The sequence below is a fragment of the Achromobacter sp. ES-001 genome, from assembly GCF_019448355.1.
In the GTDB taxonomy this organism is placed as follows: Bacteria; Pseudomonadota; Gammaproteobacteria; order Burkholderiales; family Burkholderiaceae_B; genus Achromobacter; species Achromobacter spanius_B.
The window spans coordinates 5267833-5283399 of sequence record NZ_CP079940.1 but is presented as its reverse complement, the minus strand read 5'-3'; the positions used below and the strand labels follow the sequence as shown (position 1 = coordinate 5283399).

At 67.2% G+C, this 15567-nt stretch carries 13 protein-coding genes; 8 read left to right on the top strand and 5 right to left on the bottom strand.

Annotated elements, in window-relative coordinates; genetic code table 11:
* Entirely contained in the window at positions 1–666 is a 666-nt protein-coding gene (locus KYT87_RS24050) for a GntR family transcriptional regulator (protein WP_219991016.1), read from the bottom strand.
* 155 nt (positions 667–821) lie between these two features.
* Between KYT87_RS24050 and KYT87_RS24045 the strand changes: the two genes are divergently transcribed.
* Positions 822–1676, top strand: a complete 855-nt coding sequence (locus KYT87_RS24045; protein WP_120156846.1) for an alpha/beta hydrolase — start codon at positions 822–824, stop codon at positions 1674–1676.
* A 37-nt stretch (positions 1677–1713) separates the two neighbouring features.
* On the opposite strand, the gene KYT87_RS24040 is transcribed toward KYT87_RS24045, so the two are convergent.
* Positions 1714–3072 (bottom strand): ATP-binding protein, encoded by a 1359-nt coding sequence (locus tag KYT87_RS24040; protein ID WP_219991015.1) that lies wholly within the window; start codon positions 3070–3072, stop codon positions 1714–1716.
* Positions 3069–3737 (bottom strand): response regulator transcription factor, encoded by a 669-nt coding sequence (locus KYT87_RS24035; protein WP_120156844.1) that lies wholly within the window; start codon positions 3735–3737, stop codon positions 3069–3071. The genes KYT87_RS24040 and KYT87_RS24035 overlap by 4 nt, the downstream gene beginning before the upstream one ends.
* Positions 3738–3877: 140 nt before the next feature.
* Between KYT87_RS24035 and KYT87_RS24030 the strand changes: the two genes are divergently transcribed.
* The 5 genes from KYT87_RS24030 to KYT87_RS24010 all read left to right on the top strand — a co-directional run bounded on the left by KYT87_RS24030 (position 3878) and on the right by KYT87_RS24010 (position 9880).
* On the top strand, positions 3878–4636 hold the full coding sequence (locus KYT87_RS24030) for a MipA/OmpV family protein (protein ID WP_370638732.1): 759 nt from the start codon (positions 3878–3880) through the stop codon (positions 4634–4636).
* A gap of 210 nt (positions 4637–4846) precedes the next feature.
* Entirely contained in the window at positions 4847–5884 is a 1038-nt protein-coding gene (locus KYT87_RS24025) for a Dyp-type peroxidase (protein ID WP_219991013.1), read from the top strand.
* Positions 5885–6143: 259 nt separating this feature from the next.
* A complete protein-coding gene (locus KYT87_RS24020) occupies positions 6144–6341 on the top strand; it encodes a hypothetical protein (protein WP_143215544.1) in 198 nt (65 codons plus the stop codon).
* Between the two features lie 54 nt (positions 6342–6395).
* Complete coding sequence (locus KYT87_RS24015) at positions 6396–7688, top strand: HlyD family secretion protein (RefSeq protein WP_219991012.1); 1293 nt, start codon at positions 6396–6398, stop codon at positions 7686–7688.
* Positions 7685–9880 (top strand): peptidase domain-containing ABC transporter, encoded by a 2196-nt coding sequence (locus KYT87_RS24010; RefSeq protein ID WP_219991011.1) that lies wholly within the window; start codon positions 7685–7687, stop codon positions 9878–9880. Before KYT87_RS24015 ends, KYT87_RS24010 begins: the two co-directional genes overlap by 4 nt.
* On the opposite strand, the gene KYT87_RS24005 is transcribed toward KYT87_RS24010, so the two are convergent.
* Both KYT87_RS24005 and KYT87_RS24000 read right to left on the bottom strand, forming a co-directional pair.
* Complete coding sequence (locus tag KYT87_RS24005) at positions 9819–10457, bottom strand: response regulator transcription factor (RefSeq protein WP_219991010.1); 639 nt, start codon at positions 10455–10457, stop codon at positions 9819–9821. The two genes, KYT87_RS24010 and KYT87_RS24005, sit on opposite strands and share 62 nt — an antisense overlap.
* Complete coding sequence (locus tag KYT87_RS24000; RefSeq protein ID WP_219991009.1) at positions 10454–12283, bottom strand: hybrid sensor histidine kinase/response regulator; 1830 nt, start codon at positions 12281–12283, stop codon at positions 10454–10456. Before KYT87_RS24000 ends, KYT87_RS24005 begins: the two co-directional genes overlap by 4 nt.
* Positions 12284–12425: 142 nt before the next feature.
* Here KYT87_RS24000 and KYT87_RS23995 point away from each other — a divergent pair, with 142 nt between their 5' ends.
* Positions 12426–14279, top strand: coding sequence for a methyl-accepting chemotaxis protein (locus tag KYT87_RS23995; RefSeq protein ID WP_219991008.1), 1854 nt, complete (start codon positions 12426–12428; stop codon positions 14277–14279).
* A gap of 239 nt (positions 14280–14518) precedes the next feature.
* Positions 14519–15403, top strand: coding sequence for an alpha/beta fold hydrolase (locus tag KYT87_RS23990; RefSeq protein ID WP_219991007.1), 885 nt, complete (start codon positions 14519–14521; stop codon positions 15401–15403).
* Positions 15404–15567: the final 164 nt, after the last annotated feature.

Genomic DNA, 15567 nt, shown 5'->3' with positions numbered 1-15567 from the left:
TCATGCGGTTGTTGCATCGGCCGGCGGCTTGCGCTGGCTGCGAAACAACAGGTGCGTGCTGGTCAGGTGAAAACGCATGGCGATGTCGGCGCAGGCCGCATCGCGCGCGCGCAAGGCGGCGATGATCTGGCGGTGGTGTTCCACGCTGCGCAGCATGTCGTCGTGCGTATAGAAATAGAACGAGCCGATGATGATCGGCATGTCCAGCAGGTTTTCCACCATGGTGCGCACGCGCGCCGATTGCGCCGAGTCCAGCAGCGCATGGTGAAAAAGGTTATTGCAATGCTGCACCCGCGCCACCTTGTCGGCATCGTCGGACAGGATGGCGTCCAGCATGCGCTGGTTGATCTGTTCAAGATGGTCGATCTGCTGCGGCGTGGCCCGTTCGGCGGCGCTGCGCGCGGCATAGGGTTCCAGCAGCAGGCGCAGTTCGAACGCTTCGTTGATGTCGCGATCCACCCAGCCCAGCACCTCGGCGCCGCGCCGGCCTTCGCGCTTGACCAGGCCATCGGCAACCAGCCGTTCGATGGCGCTGCGCACCGGCGTGCGGCTGACGGAGAGTTCGGCCGCGATGTGTTCTTCGCGCAGCCGTTCGCCAGGCAGGAACACGCCGGACATCAGGCGTCGGCGCAGTTCTGCATAGACAAGATCGCGGGCGCTGGTCATGGTGAAGAAGGGGCTTTCCTGGGGGGCGCGAAGAGTTCCAGACTATACCCGAAGGCGACTTGAAAACAGCGTCTGCGAGGCGGCCGGCCACGTTGCCGCCCGCCGCCGTTTATGGCTGAATAAAGCCGTCCTGTTTCGATGAAGAGCGCACCGCCATGGGCCAGCACAATTTCCCCGCCCTGCCGCCGCAACCCGCCGAGATCGCCATTGGCGTGGCGGCCGCCGATATCCACCATCACCTTGTCACCGCGCCGGATGGCAAGCGCGTGTATCGCCTGTCGGTCTGGACGCCGCCGCTTGACCCGGCGCCGCCCACCGGCTACCCGCTGCTGCTGATGCTGGATGGCGCGGCGGTGTTCGACAGCTTGACGCGCACGCAGGCGGCATTGCCGCCCGGGCGGTCGCTGCAAGCGGTGGTGGTGGGCGTGGACCATGACGATGCCAAGCCGTTTGATCCCAAGGCCAATCTGGCGGCGCGGTCCTACGACTACACGCCGCCATCGCCCGGTGCGGACGCGCCACGCGGCGCGCCCAACAACCCCGACGCCGTGGGCTGGGCCAAGCGGGGCGGGGGCGCGGATCATTTCCTGGACCTGCTGCTGCAACAGGTGCTGCCGCTGGTGCAGGCGCGTTATCCCGTGGACCCGGGCAACCGCAATCTGTACGGCCATTCGTATGGCGGGCTGTTCGTGCTGCACGCGGCGCTGACGCGGCCGCAGGCGTTTCAGCGCTATGTGGCGGCCAGCCCGTCGATCTGGTGGAACGATCACACCATCCTGCAAGCGCTGGCCTCGCCTGCGCCGGTACTGCCGGCCGGCATCGACGTAACGGTCATGGCCGGCGCCGAAGCCAAGGGCCAGGACGACGCGCCGGGCAGCCCCGAAAGCGTCGTGCGTGCCCTGTCGCGGATTACGCATGTGCGCGCAGACTTGCAGGTGTTTCCCGGCCTGGGGCACGGCGCGATGCTGCCCGCCTCGCTGGCGGCAACGCTGCAACGGTATGTCAGATAGCGCCCACGATAGCGGGTGTAGTGCTACACCGGCAGCACTACACCCGCTGGGCGAATGCGATCGTCAAGCTCACGCCGCGTCCGGCCGGCCCCAGCCCGGTTCCCCATTCGATTCGCGCGCCGTGCGCCTTGGCAATCTGCGCCACCAGCGACAAACCGATGCCGCTGCCGTGTTCCGCTGTGCCGGGCGGCCGGTAGAAGCGGTCGAACACGCGTTCGCGTTCGGCCGGTGCGATGCCCGGCCCGTCGTCCGACACGCTAAGGTAGGCGCCGCCCGCAACCAGCGGCCCGCAACGAATCTGAATGCGGCCGCCGGCCGGCGTATAGCGCAACGCGTTGTCCAGCAGGTTGCGCACCAGCACGCCCAGGGCGTCTACATTGCCCGGCACGGACACGGCTTCGGTGTCCAGGGCAATGCGCTGCTGGCGCGATGCGGCCGGCATTTCGCTGTCGCGCGCGATCATTTCCGTCAGCCGATCCAGCGGCACGGGTTCGATTGCGCTTTCGTCCTGCGCCTGCGTGCGCGCCTGTTCCAGCAACTGTTCGGCCAGCCGCGCCGTGCGCGTGGCCACCTGCCGCAATTGCCCGACCGCCTGCGCGCGCGCCGCCTCGCTTTCGCTACGCAGCGCCAGTTCGGCATACGTGCTTAACGCCGCCAGCGGCGTGCGCAGCTCGTGCGCCGCGTCGGCCACGAAGCGGCGCTCGCGGTCCAAAGAGGCCGACAGGCGTTGCAGCAGGTCGTTGATGGCGCCGACAAAGGGGCGCAATTCGCCCGGCATGCCCGCCGTGGGCACCGGCGTCAGATCCACGCCGGTGCGGTGCAGGATGGCGTCGCGCGCGTGGTCCACGGGGCGAAACGCGCGCCGGATCACCAGCCACGTCAGCGCCATCAGCGTCGGGAACAGCACGCTTAGAAACCACAGGCTGCTCCACATGCGGTCGGCGGTTTTCTGCCGCAGCTCTTTAACCGACTTGGCAAACTGCACCTGCACGCGGCCGTCGGCGTCCGACACCGCGTACGCGCGCCACGGTTCACCTTGCAGGATGATGTTGCGATAACCGTCTTGGTAGTCCGGCACCAAGGGCTCGGCGGGCGCCCAGGGCGATTGCAGGACCAGCCGCTTGTCGGCCAGCGACCAGGCCTGGAAGTTGGCGGTTTCGCCGTCCATCCGGGCGGGCGCGGACAATTCAAAACGGTCTTCGCGCGACGGCTCCGCTTCCAGCAGGCTGGTGGGAATGGACACCAGCGCCTTTTGCGCGCCGTAGCGCAGGCCCTGGTCGAACATGCCGGTTTCAGCGCGCGTCTGCTGCACGTAGATCAGCGCAAACACGATCAACCCCGTGGCCAGCATGGCAAGCAGCAGGGTGATGGCCACCCGTCGGCGCAGCGTCATCATGGCGCGGTGTCCGCCACGATGCGATAGCCCATGCCGTGCTGGGTTTCGATCAGCCCGTCGCCCAGCTTGCGCCGCAGCTGGTGGATGTACACCGCCACCGTGTTGCTTTCGATCGTGCCGCTACTGCCGTACACCGCCGCTTCAAGCTGATCCCGGCTGACCGTGTGGCCCATGCGCTGCATCAGCGCCAGCAGCGTGTGGTATTCATGCGCGCTCAAGCTGACGTCGCGGCCGCCTTGCCTGACGCGGCGGCCGGCCGGTTCCAGCACCACGTCGCGGCAGCGCAGCGCCGACACCACGCTGTTGCTGCTGCGCCGAAGCACCGCGCGCAGCCGGGCCAGCAGCTCGTCCAGCTGAAACGGCTTGACCAGGTAATCGTCGGCGCCCGCATCCAGGCCCTGGATGCGTTCGCTGAGGCGGTCGCGCGCCGTGATGATCAGAACGGGGGTGGTGTCGAAACGGCCGCGCAACGTTTTGAGCAGCGCCAGGCCGCTGCCTTCAGGCAGGCCCAAGTCCAGCAGCACGGCGTGGTAGCCGTGGTCCACCAGCGCCAGTTGCGCGTCGGGCAGGGTGCGCACCCAGTGGACGCTGGCGCCGTCATCGGCCAGGCCCGCGTGCAGCGCGTCGCCCAGCATGGGGTCGTCTTCAACAAGCAGGATACGCAAGCACACTCCAGACCGGAACCCGCGCCACGCGGGCGGCGGGTCTTAAAGAAATTTTAAAAGTTGCAGAAGACAATTCGGGCCGATCCCGTGGGCGGCCGCCCGCGGCCAACGACACGAATGAAAAGGAAGCCCTGATGCGGATGGGTATAGTAGCAAGCGGCCTGATGGCGGGCGCGGTGCTTGGCGGGGCCGGCGTGGCCCAGGCGCAGGGCGCCAACGGCATAGGTTTAGGGGTCGGAGCCATACCGGTCTATGAAGGGTCCAGCGAATATCGCGCCTTGCCCGTGCCGCTGATCAACTACCACTCCGGCAACTTTTTCATCACGCCGCGCATGGGTTTGCCCGCGATGGGGCTGAAGACGTCGCTGGCCAGCGACCTGGACGCGGGCGTTTTCGTGGGGCTGAGCCTGGGCCGCAAGGCGGACGACGCGGACCGCACCAAGGGGCTGGACGACATCAAGTTCCATGGCGCCTACGGCGCCTACGTGGAATGGCGGCCGGGCCGGTATTCGCTGGGCGCCGGCTACAAGCAGGCGGCGCGCAGCGGCTATGGCGGCACGCTGGAACTGCGCGCCTCGTACGCCGCCTTGATGACCGAGCGGAACGTGGTGCAGGTCGGCGTCAGGACCGAATGGGCCAACCACGATGCCATGCAGACCTGGTTCGGCGTGACGTCCTCGCAAGCGGCGCGCAGCCGCGAAGGCTTGTCCACCTATTCGCCGTCGTCGGGCTTCAAGTCGGCGGCGCTGTACACCACCTGGACCTATCGCATCGACCCCAGCTGGAGCACCGTGTCCACCCTGGGCGTAAGCACCTTGCTGGGCGATGCGCGCGACAGCCCGCTGACCGAGCGCAAGACGAATATGTTTGGGTCGGTGGGCGTCATGTATCGCTTCTAAGGCGGGACGGCGGGGCAGCGGGCTTGGGGGCAGCCGGCTTCCCGGCAGCGGGCGGCCGGGCAACGCGCAGCGCGCAACAAACAAGGCGCAACCCGCAGCGTTATTTTGTTCAAGAAAACGCACCGGGTGCCGGATACAATTTCCGCGCGAAATCCCGGATGTTTCCTCGCTTCCTCGTTTCCCCATTCCCTCATTCCCTTGAGCCCCGCCATGCCCGCCACTTCGCCCGACCTTCCGCCTGAACCCCAAGCCGTGCACAGCCCGACGACGCGGCACGCGATCTTTATCGTGGCCACGATCAACCCCGGCGCCGACGCCGCGCAAACGGTGCGGTCGTGGTGCGAAGACGTGGCCACGCGCGTGCGCACCGTCAACACGCGCTCGCCGGAGCAAAACCTGTCCTGTGTGTGCGCGTTCGGCTCCGACGCGTGGGACGCGCTGTTCGGCCAGCCGCGTCCGGCCAGCCTGCATCCGTTCCGGGTGTTCGGCGAAGGCGCGCGCGTGGCGGTGGCCACGCCCGGCGATATCCTGCTGCACATCCGCGCCGATTCCATGGACCTGTGCTTTGAAGTGGCAACGCTGCTGATGCAAGGCCTGGGCGACGCCGTGACGGTGGTGGACGAGGTGCACGGCTTCCGCTATTTCGACCGCCGCGCCATCATCGGCTTTGTGGACGGCACCGAAAACCCCGAAGGCCGCGAAGCCGTGAACTTCACCGTCATCGGCGACGAAGACGCCGAGTTTGCCGGCGGCAGCTACGTGCTGGTGCAAAAGTACCTGCACGACATGGCGGCCTGGAACGCGCTGACGGTTGAAAGCCAGGAAGGCGTCATCGGGCGCCACAAGCTATCCAACGTTGAACTGGACGACGACATCAAGCCGGCGTCCTCGCACAGCGCGCTGACCACGCTGGAAGAGAACGGCCAAGAGATCAAGATCCTGCGCGACAACATGCCGTTCGGCCGCGCGGGCATGGGCGAGTTCGGTACGTACTTCATCGGCTACGCGCGTTCGCCCGCGCCCATCGAGCAGATGCTTGAAAACATGTTCGTGGGCCGCCCGGCGGGCAACTACGACCGCTTGCTGGATTACAGCCAGGCGGTGACGGGCGGGCTGTTCTTCGTGCCGTCGGCGCAATTGCTGGAGCAGTTGGCCGAACGCGCGCCGGTCGTGGCTGTTGTCCAGGACGACGCCGCGCCGGTGGTGGCCAGCGCGCCAAGCGCGCCGGTCGCACCGACCGTGCCGTAGGGGCGGCGGCCGAGGCCGGCAATATCTTGCACCCTGACGCGGTGCCGCGCAGGCGCGGCAGGGCGCAAGAACGCCATCCTCTACGACTAAAGACCGATGCGCCGGTCGCGCCCCGCTGCTACTGTCCGCCCGGAGCAGATCGGCATTGCCGGCCACGGCGCTTTCCGATTGCATCGTCACGCGGCACGTGCCGTGCGGTGGCTGCTGCTCAGCCGATGCCGACGCGGTTTTCTTCGTCGGCAAGCAGCAGGAGAATCGCATGAAGACCAACCATCAACCGTCCACGGCCAGCCAGGCGCAAGACGCCCAGGTCCAGGCCCTGACGGCACAAGAAATCCAGCAGGTCAGCGGCGGCTACGGCCAGAACCGCTCTTTCGGCGTCGTCGTGCCGCAGCGTAGCGTCCCCGGCCAGGGTTCGGTAACCCTGACGTCCGGCAAGACCTTTTTCACGCGCTGATGCAGGGGGGCGCGGCGATGCCATCGCCGCGCACTCCTTCTGGCCTGACCTGCCGTGTCGCTCTATCGCAAACAAGCCCTGGCCGCGCAACGCACCGCGCCGCTGGGCGATATCGTCCTGATCCGACCGGTGTCGTTTGCGCTGGTCACGGCGGCGCTGGGCGGCTTTGTGTTGCTGGTCTGCCTGTTCCTGGCCTTCGGCACCTACACCAAGCGTGCCACGGTCAGCGGCCGGCTTGCTCCGGATACGGGCCTGCTGAAGCTGTATGTGCGCGACGCCGGCGTGGTGCTTGAAAGGCGGGTGCGGGAAGGCCAGCATGTGAACGCGGGCGACGTGCTGTACGTGGTGTCCGGCGACCGGCAAAGCGCCATGGGCGACACGCAGCAAGTCATCAGCGGGCAGATCCGTCAGCGGCAGGACAGCCTGCGCGTCGCGCGCCAGAAAACGTTGTTGCTGCAACAGGGCGAACGCGATCTGTTGACGGCCGGCGTGGCGAGCCTGCGCGCGCAGCTGACGGCCATCGATAGCCAGATCGACGGCCAGCGCGCCCGCATCAAGCTGGCCGAAGACAGCGCGCAGCGCTATCGCAACCTGATGGACAAGGGCTATCTGTCGCCCGAGGAATCCGACGCGAAGCGCGCCGAACTGCTAGAGCAACGCAACCAGTTGCAGGCGTTGCTGCGTGATCGCATCGGCCTGGGGCTGGACCTGTCCACACGGCAGGCCGGCTTGGCCGACCTGGGCTTGCGGCAGCAAAATCAGCTGGCGCAACTGGACCGCGACCTGGCGGGCGTGGAAGTGGAATTGACGCAAAGCGAAGCGCGGCGCCAGATGCTGGTCACCGCCCCGCAAGCGGGCGTGCTGACGGCCGTGACGGCTGACGTGGGCCAGGCGGTGGACACGGCGCGGCCGCTGGCCACCATCGTGCCGGACGGCGCGAAGCTGGTGGCCGAACTGTATGCGCCCAGCCGCGCGGTGGGCTTCGTGGCGCCGGGCGATGCGGTGCTGATGCGCTTTGCCGCCTACCCCTACCAAACCTACGGCCAGCAAGCAGGCGTGGTGCAGAACGTCACGCAAAGCGCCTTGCCGGAATGGCAGTTGCACGACGGGGCAAGCGCCGATGCCAACCCCCCCGACGGCCCTGGCGGCAACAACGCCAACGCGGGCGCCCCGGGAGAGCCGATGTACCGCATCACCGTGTTGCTGCAAACACCGGTGCGCGGACCCGATGGGCAGTCGCTGACCCTGCGCCCCGGCATGCGCCTGGACGCCGACCTGCTGCAACAGACGCGGCGGCTCTATCAATGGGCCATCGACCCCGCCCACCAACTGGCGGGAAAACTATGACGATGCTTGAACGCCTGACGCTGGGCGTCAAACGCGGCGTGCCGCGCCTGTTGCAGACCGAGGCGGCCGAATGCGGGCTGGCCTGCGTGGGCATGATCGCCGGCTTTCATGGGCATCACCAAAGCCTGGCCAGCCTGCGCGGCCGCTTTCCGGTGTCGCTGTCAGGTTCGACCCTGGCGACGCTGATCCATGTGGCCAGCCAGCTGGGGCTGGCCTCGCGCCCCGTCAAGGCGGGGCTGGGCGCGTTGGGCAAGCTGGCGCTGCCGTGCATCCTGCACTGGGAGTTCAACCACTTTGTGGTGCTGACCGCCATCAATGGGCGGTGGGCCACGCTGATCGATCCGGCGCGCGGCACCCGCAAGGTCGCCATCAGCGAGTTGTCGGCGTCGTACACCGGCGTGGCCCTGGAACTTTGGCCCACGCCGGATTTCGTCACCGCGCACGAGGCGCGGCCCGTGCGGCTGCGCGAACTGACCGGGCGCATCTCGGGCCTGGGCGCGGCGTTTTCACAAGTGCTGCTGTTGGCGCTGGCGTTGGAAGTGCTGACCGTGGTGCAGCCGTTCTTTCTGCAATGGGTGGTGGACCATGTGCTGAACACCGGCGACCGCGACCTGCTGACCACCTTGGCGCTGGCTTTCGGGCTGTTGATGGTGATGCTGCAACTGACCTCGGTCGCGCGCAGCTGGATGCTGCTGTACCTGGGCACGACGCTGAATCTGCAATGGCGCACCAACGTCTTCACGCATCTGCTGCGCTTGCCGGTCGGCTATTTCGAACGGCGTCACCTGGGCGACATCGTGTCGCGCTTCGGCGCCATCGACGCCATCCAGCGCACCGTGACCACGTCGTTCCTGGAAGCCCTGCTGGACGGCATGGTGATGGTGATTACGCTGGTGCTGATGTTCCTGTACAGCCCGCCGCTGGCGTGGATCGCGTTGGGGGCAATGGCGCTGTATGGGCTTGCGCGGTGGGCCGGCTATGCGTCGCTGCGCTACGCCACCGAAGAGCACATCGTGCACGCCGCGAAAGAACAGTCGCACTTTCTGGAAACGGTGCGCGGCGTCAAGGCCATCAAGCTGTTCCAGCATCAGGACGACCGCCGATCACGGTGGCTGGCCTTGCTGGTCAATGAAATCAACGCCGATCTGCGTGTGCAGAAATGGACGCTGTTTTTTCGCACGTTCAATGGCTTGCTGTTCGGGCTGTCGTCCATTGCCATTCTGTGGGCGGGCGCGCGGCTGGTGCTGAACGGCCAGTTCACCGTCGGCGCCTTGCTGGCGTTCATTGTTTACAAGACGCTGTTCGACAAGCGCGTGGCGGCGTTGCTGGACAAGCTGGTGGACGTGAAGATGTTGCGGCTGCAAGGCGAGCGCCTGGCCGATATCGTGCGCGAAGCGCCGGAGGCCATCGATGAAACGCCGCGCGACACCGCAGACCCTGGCGCCGGCGCCGGCGTACGCCCGCCCGTGATCGAGGTGCGCAACCTGCGCTTTCGTTACAGCCCGCATGAACCCTATGTGCTGGACGGCGTGAGCCTGCGGATCGAGTCGGGCGAATCCGTGGCCATCACCGGGCCATCGGGCGGCGGCAAGACCACGCTGGTCAATATCCTGCTGGGCATTCTTACGCCCACCGATGGCGAAGTGCTGGTGGACGGCGCACCGGTGCGCGGCCCGGGCGCGGCCTCGCTGCGCAAGATGGCGGGCACGGTCTTGCAGGACGATGTGCTGTTTGCGGGTTCCATCGGCGAGAACATCAGTTTTTTCGATCCGCGTTTCAATGCCGATCGCGCGCAGCGCTGCGCCCGCATCGCCGCCATTCACGACGATATCGTTGCCATGCCCATGGGCTACAACACGCTGGTGGGCGATATGGGCACGGTGCTGTCGGGCGGCCAGAAGCAGCGCGTGCTGCTGGCGCGGGCGCTGTACAAGCAGCCGTCCGTGCTGTTCCTGGACGAGGCCACCAGCCATCTGGACATCGACCGTGAACGCGTGGTCAACACGGCGATTGCGCGGCTGGCCATGACGCGCGTCATCGTTGCGCATCGCCCGGACACCATCGCCGCCGCGGGCCGCGAGATATCGCTGGTGGATGGAAAGATCGCCGCCGACAGCGGGCGGCGCAGCGCTACGCCGGCCGGCCGAACACGCCGCCGCGTCGAGCCACTAACGTCGCCTGTGTGCGATTAAGCACGCCGAGTGCGGCCAGGATGGCCGACACGTGCGTCTTCACGGTTTTTTCCGTCATGCTCAAGCGCTCGGAAATTTCTTTGTTGCGCAGGCCATCGCACATCAGCCGCAACACTTCCTGCTGACGCGGCGTCAGCGTGCGCAGCAGCGCCGCTTCGTCCTGCGTGGTGGGCGCGTCGCCGCCGGCCGCTGACCGGTGCATGGGCGGGGAGGCATCGTTGATGGCATCCAGCGCGGCCACCAGTTCCTGGCAACTGGCCGACTTGTTCATGAAGGCCTGCGCGCCGGCCTCCATGGCGCGGCGCCGGTCTTCGGGGTCCTCCGAAGCGGACAGCACCAGCACGCGCAACCGCGAACGACGCTGCCGCATGCGCCGCAGCAATTCCGCGCCGGCGATATCCGGTAGGTAGTAGTCCATGATTACATTGGTGATGTCGTCATGGCGGGCCAGCACCTCCAGCGCGTCCCGGCCATTGGCGGCCGGATGCAGCGTCAACGTGGGCACCGCGTTGGCCAAGGCCAGGGCGAGGGCTTCGCGGAACATGGCGTGGTCGTCGACCAGCAGTACGGCCGTCATTCGGTATCTCCAGAGGACGCGGTGGCGTGCGTCGCTTGCAGCAGCGCGGCCACGCGTTCGCGCAGTGCCTGCACCGCAACGGGCTTGTGCAGCAGGGGGATGCCACGGTCGGCGGCTTCGGCCAGGCGGGCGGGGTCCGTGTCGCCGCTGACCAGCAGGGCGGGCAAGTCCGGGTCGTTGTATTCCTCGCGCAGCCGCTCGATGACGTGGATGCCGGTCTCGTGGTCACGCAGCCGATAGTCGCTGACGATCAGCGATGGGCGTTCGGCCAGCGGCAGCACGCGTTCAAATAGGGCGTTACCGCTGGTGGCGCCAATGACGCGGCAGCCCCAGCTTTCAAACAGCATCGTCAAGCCGGCCAGGTTTTGCGCATCGTCGTCCACCAACAGCACCAGCTGTCCGGGCAAGACGGATTCCCCGGCCATCGCGCGCGCATTGGAGGGCGCGGCGCTGACGTTGGACAGGCCCGCTTGGGCCGGGTCCGCGATGGGCGTCGTCAACATGAACGCGGTGCCGCGACCCGCCTGCGAACGCAGCGCCAGCGGATGCCCCAGCAGCGTGGCGGTGCGGCGCACGATGGCCAGCCCCAGCCCCAGGCCCTTGCTGCGGTCTCGTTCGGGATTGCCCAGCTGGTGGAATTCCCAGAACACCCGTTCTTGCTCGGCCGCCGGAATGCCGACGCCGTTGTCCCACACTTCAATGCGCAGCTGGCCCGCCACGCGGCGGCAGCCGATCAGCACGCGCCCGCCGGTGGTGTGGGTGATGGCGTTGCTGATCAGGTTGCGCAGGATGCGTTCCAGCAGCACCGGGTCGGACCAGATGCAGGCGGAACACGCGCGCACGCGCAGCGACATGCCTTTTTCGCGTGCTTGCGGGGCGTATTCGGCGCGTAACCGATCCAGCAGCGGGTTCAGCGCAAAGCCCTGCCAACGCGGTTCGATCACGCCGGCATCCAGCCGCGACAGGTTCAGCAAGGCATCGAACAACTGCCCCATTGCCGCCATGGCGCTGCCGATGTTGTCCACCAGATAGTGACCGTGACGTGACAGCGGTTCGTTTGTCAGCAAGCCCAGGAACAGGTTGACCGCGTGCACGGGCTGGCGCAGGTCGTGGCTGGCGGCTGCCAGGAAGCGCGATTTTTCCAGGTCGCTGCGTTCGGCGGCAATCTTTTCCTGGCGTACCTGTTCCAGCAGCGCCAGGTTTTCATACCCCAGCCGCAGCGCGTCCAGATGCGTGCGGTTCATGCGGTGGATGAATGCCAGCGTGGCGACCAGATAGGCCAGGCCGCCCGTGACCAGCGCCAGGTGGATGGCCGAGGGCTGCGCGGCCAAGGCGATGAACATGGGCGCGAATGCCGGCACCTCGAACGCGTACATCACCGGCAGCAGCATGTAGTTCGAATAGATGGCGCCGGTGCCCAGCCCGAACAGGATGACGATGAAGAACAGCTGGTATTCCAGCGGAACGAACAGCGTCCAGTAGGCAAAGGGCAGCCCCCACAGCAGGCCGGACGTCAGGTTGCCCACCAGCATGCGCCGCAGCCAGCGTTGGGCGGCGCCGGGGTCGGCGCGATGGTGGTCGTAGGCGATGACGGCGGCCAGGCGCAGCACGCCGACCACTAATGTGGCGCCGATCCACCACAGCACTTCGTGCAGCGGCAAGACGTTGTGCAAGGCGTAAGCCGAGAAGCAGGCCGTGATCAGGGACCCCGCCAGCGCGAAGGGAAAGCTTCGGCGCAAGGCGTCGATCTGCACCTGCTGGATACGGGCGCCGTAGCTGGAGGTGGACGCGGTGGCGGAAGGGGAGTGACCTGGGGTGGGCTGCACCGGCGGATTTTAGACCGATTGCATCGCGCCCGGCTAAAGGTTCCGCCGTGCCTGCCGTAAGCCCAAACGTGGCCGCCTGTTTCGTGGGGGGGGCTGCGTACCCGTGCCGTCCGGCATGGGCTGTGGCAGTAAGAAGGCAAGAATGAAAATCACCTCGTTGCGCAACCGTATTTTATTGATCACCTGCTTTACCGTCGTAGGCGCCCTGGTTTTGTCGGGCATCACCACCTACCAGATCGTGCGCAGCAACATGATGGCAACCATCTCGGGCAACCTGGACGCCATTGCAGCCGGCAACGCCAGCGCCATCGAGCGCTGGTCGGCGGACAAGGCGCAAGCGGTTTCGGCCACTGCCGCCGTGGTGGAAAAGGGCGACCCGCGCGGCCTGACCAAGCTGATGGGTGAGACCAACGGCTTTCCCATTTCGACGATAGGCTGGTCCGACAAGACGTTTTTCTCGACGACGCAAACGGCCGCCGACTACGACCCCACCGCGCGGCCCTGGTACAAGAGCGCGGTCGCGGCGGGCAAGCTGACCGTGACCAAGCCGTACGGCGATTCCGGCACCGGCAAGCTGTACGTGGCGTTCACTGCGCCGATGGTACGCAGCGGGCAGACGGTGGGCGTGCTGAGCGGGGCGGTGCCGCTCGATGGCATCCAGAGCATCATCCGCGCGATCCGTCCCACGCCGTCCAGCCTGGCATTCGTGGTGGCAACCGACGGCCAGGTCATCTCGCACGTGAATGACAAGCTGGCGTTGAAGCCGTCCACCGACGTGGCCCCGGAACTGACCCCGGCCGCGCTCACCGCCATGGCGCAGGAGGGCGCCGACCCCATCACGGTGAGCCTGGACGGCCAGAAAAAGCTGTTGAAGGCACGCCGCATTCCCGGCACCGACTGGTCGCTGGTGATTGCGCTGGACAGCGCCGAAGCCACGGCGGGCTTGACCCAGGTGCTGAACGCCACGCTGATTTCGCTGGTGGTGCTGACCCTGGTGGCCGTGGGTATTGCCAGTGTGGCGACATCCCGCGCCTTCAAGCGCCTGTCGGCCGTGCGCGACGCCATGGACACCATCGGCTCGGGCGACGGCGACATGACGCATCGGCTGGACGTGGTCGGGCACGACGAGGTGGCGCAGATCTCGGCCTCGTTCAACGCGTTTGTCGACAAAATCAGCCATGTGATGCTGGACGTGCGCACGGGCGTGCATTCGATGTCGGCCGCCACGCGCGAGATCGACATGGGCAACCGCGACTTGTCGCAGCGCACGGAAACGTCGGCCGGCTCGTTGCAGGAGACGTCGTCGGCGTTGACGCAGATGACCTCCAGCGTGCGCCAGACCGAAGAGGCCGCCGAACACGCCAAGCGCCTGGCCACGGAAGCCAGCGTGGCGGCCGAGCGCGGCGGCAAGGTGGTGACGGACGCGGTGACAACGATGAGCGCGATTTCGCAGTCGTCGCAACGCATTACCGAAATCATCAGCGTGATCGACAGCATTGCGTTCCAGACGAACATCCTGGCGCTGAACGCGGCCGTGGAAGCGGCGCGCGCGGGCGAGCAGGGGCGCGGCTTTGCGGTGGTGGCGGGCGAAGTGCGCACGCTGGCGCAACGCAGCGCGGCGTCGGCACAGGAAATCCGCACGCTGATCCAGGCGTCGGTTGAAAACGTCAAGAGCGGCACCGAGCGTGTGCAGGCGGCGGGCTCGACCATGAGCGAGATCGTGGATGGCATTGCCCGCGTGCAACGCCTGGTCAACGAGATCCACGGCGCGATGACCGAGCAAGCCGTCGGCATCAGCCAGATTGACCGCAGCGTGGCCGACATGGATCAAGCCACCCAGCAGAACGCGGCCCTGGTGGAAGAATCCGCCGCGGCCTCGGCCATGCTGAGCGACCAGGCGCGCGCGCTGGCCGACACGGTGGGACTGTTCAAGCTGCGCGGCGACGCGCACGGCGGTCAGCCCGGCACAATGCTGGCGCTGCCGCGCGCGGCGTAGGACGGGCAGGGCTGGGCAGCGCCGGCAAGCCTGCGGCGGCTGGCGCTTGGCAGGCGTCCCGGCAGGCGTCCCGGCAAGCGCCCCGGCAGGGATCCCGGCGGGCAACCCGGCAGGCAACCCGGCAGGCAACCCGGCAAGTTCGCGCCGGGTAAGCCCGGTTCGAATTGCGGCGGGGAGTTGCCCGGCGGCGCGGTTGGCAGCAGAATCCGTCATACCGTGATCGAACAAGGGATGGATGAATGATGGCCGCCGCCACCGCCGTAACGCCGCAGGATGTGATGATTCCCACCGCCCATGGCCGCATCCACGCCAGGGTTTGGTCGGGCGCCGATGCGTCGGGCGCCGCTGCGTCGGGCGCCGATGCGTCGGGCGCCGGTGCGTCGGGCGCCGCTGCGTCGGGCGCCGCCGCGTCGGACCGCGCCACGCCAATCGTCCTGTTACATGATTCCCTGGGCAGCGTCGGCCTGTGGCGCGACTTCCCCGCGAACCTTGCCGCCGCCACCGGCCGCACCGTCATCGCCTACGACCGCCTGGGCTTTGGCGAGTCGGACCCGCACCCCGGCAAGTTGAACGCCGACTTCGTTTTCGACGAAGCGCATGACGCCTTTGCCGCGCTGGCCCGGCACTTTGAACTGTCGCGCTTCATCGCGTTCGGCCATAGCGTTGGCGGGGGCATGGCGGTTGCCATCGCCGCCGCGTATCCGCAGGCCTGCGCGGGCGTCATCACCGAATCCGCCCAGCAATTCGTCGAAGACCGCACGCTGGCCGGCATCCGCGAGGCCGGCGAACAATTTCGCGACCCCGCCCAGCTGGAACGCCTGAAGCGCTACCACGGCGACAAGGCGCAATGGGTGCTGGACGCCTGGGTGCATACGTGGCAATCGGCCGAATTCACCGATTGGAATCTGGACGACACCCTGCCGCGCGTGCAGGCGCCGTTTTTGGCCATCCACGGCGAAAACGACGAGTACGGGTCGATGCGCCATCCTGAAAAATTCGTAGCCTTGGCCGGCGGACCCTCGCGGATGCTGGCGCTGGCCGGCTGCGGCCACGTGCCGCATCGTGAAAACGAAGCGGTGGTGCTGGAAGCCGTGCAGTCCTTCCTGGCCCGGCACAAGCTCTGACCGGCTGAAGCGGCGCGGATCCCCGCGCGGATAGGGCCAGGCGTTTCGGCCGGATTTGTCGCGGCCCGTTCGCCTGTCTTGCCGGCCTTGCGCCGGCCTTGCGCCGCCCCTTCGGCCCATTCAGCCCCTTCAGCCCCTTCAGCCCCTTCAGCCCCTTCAGCCCC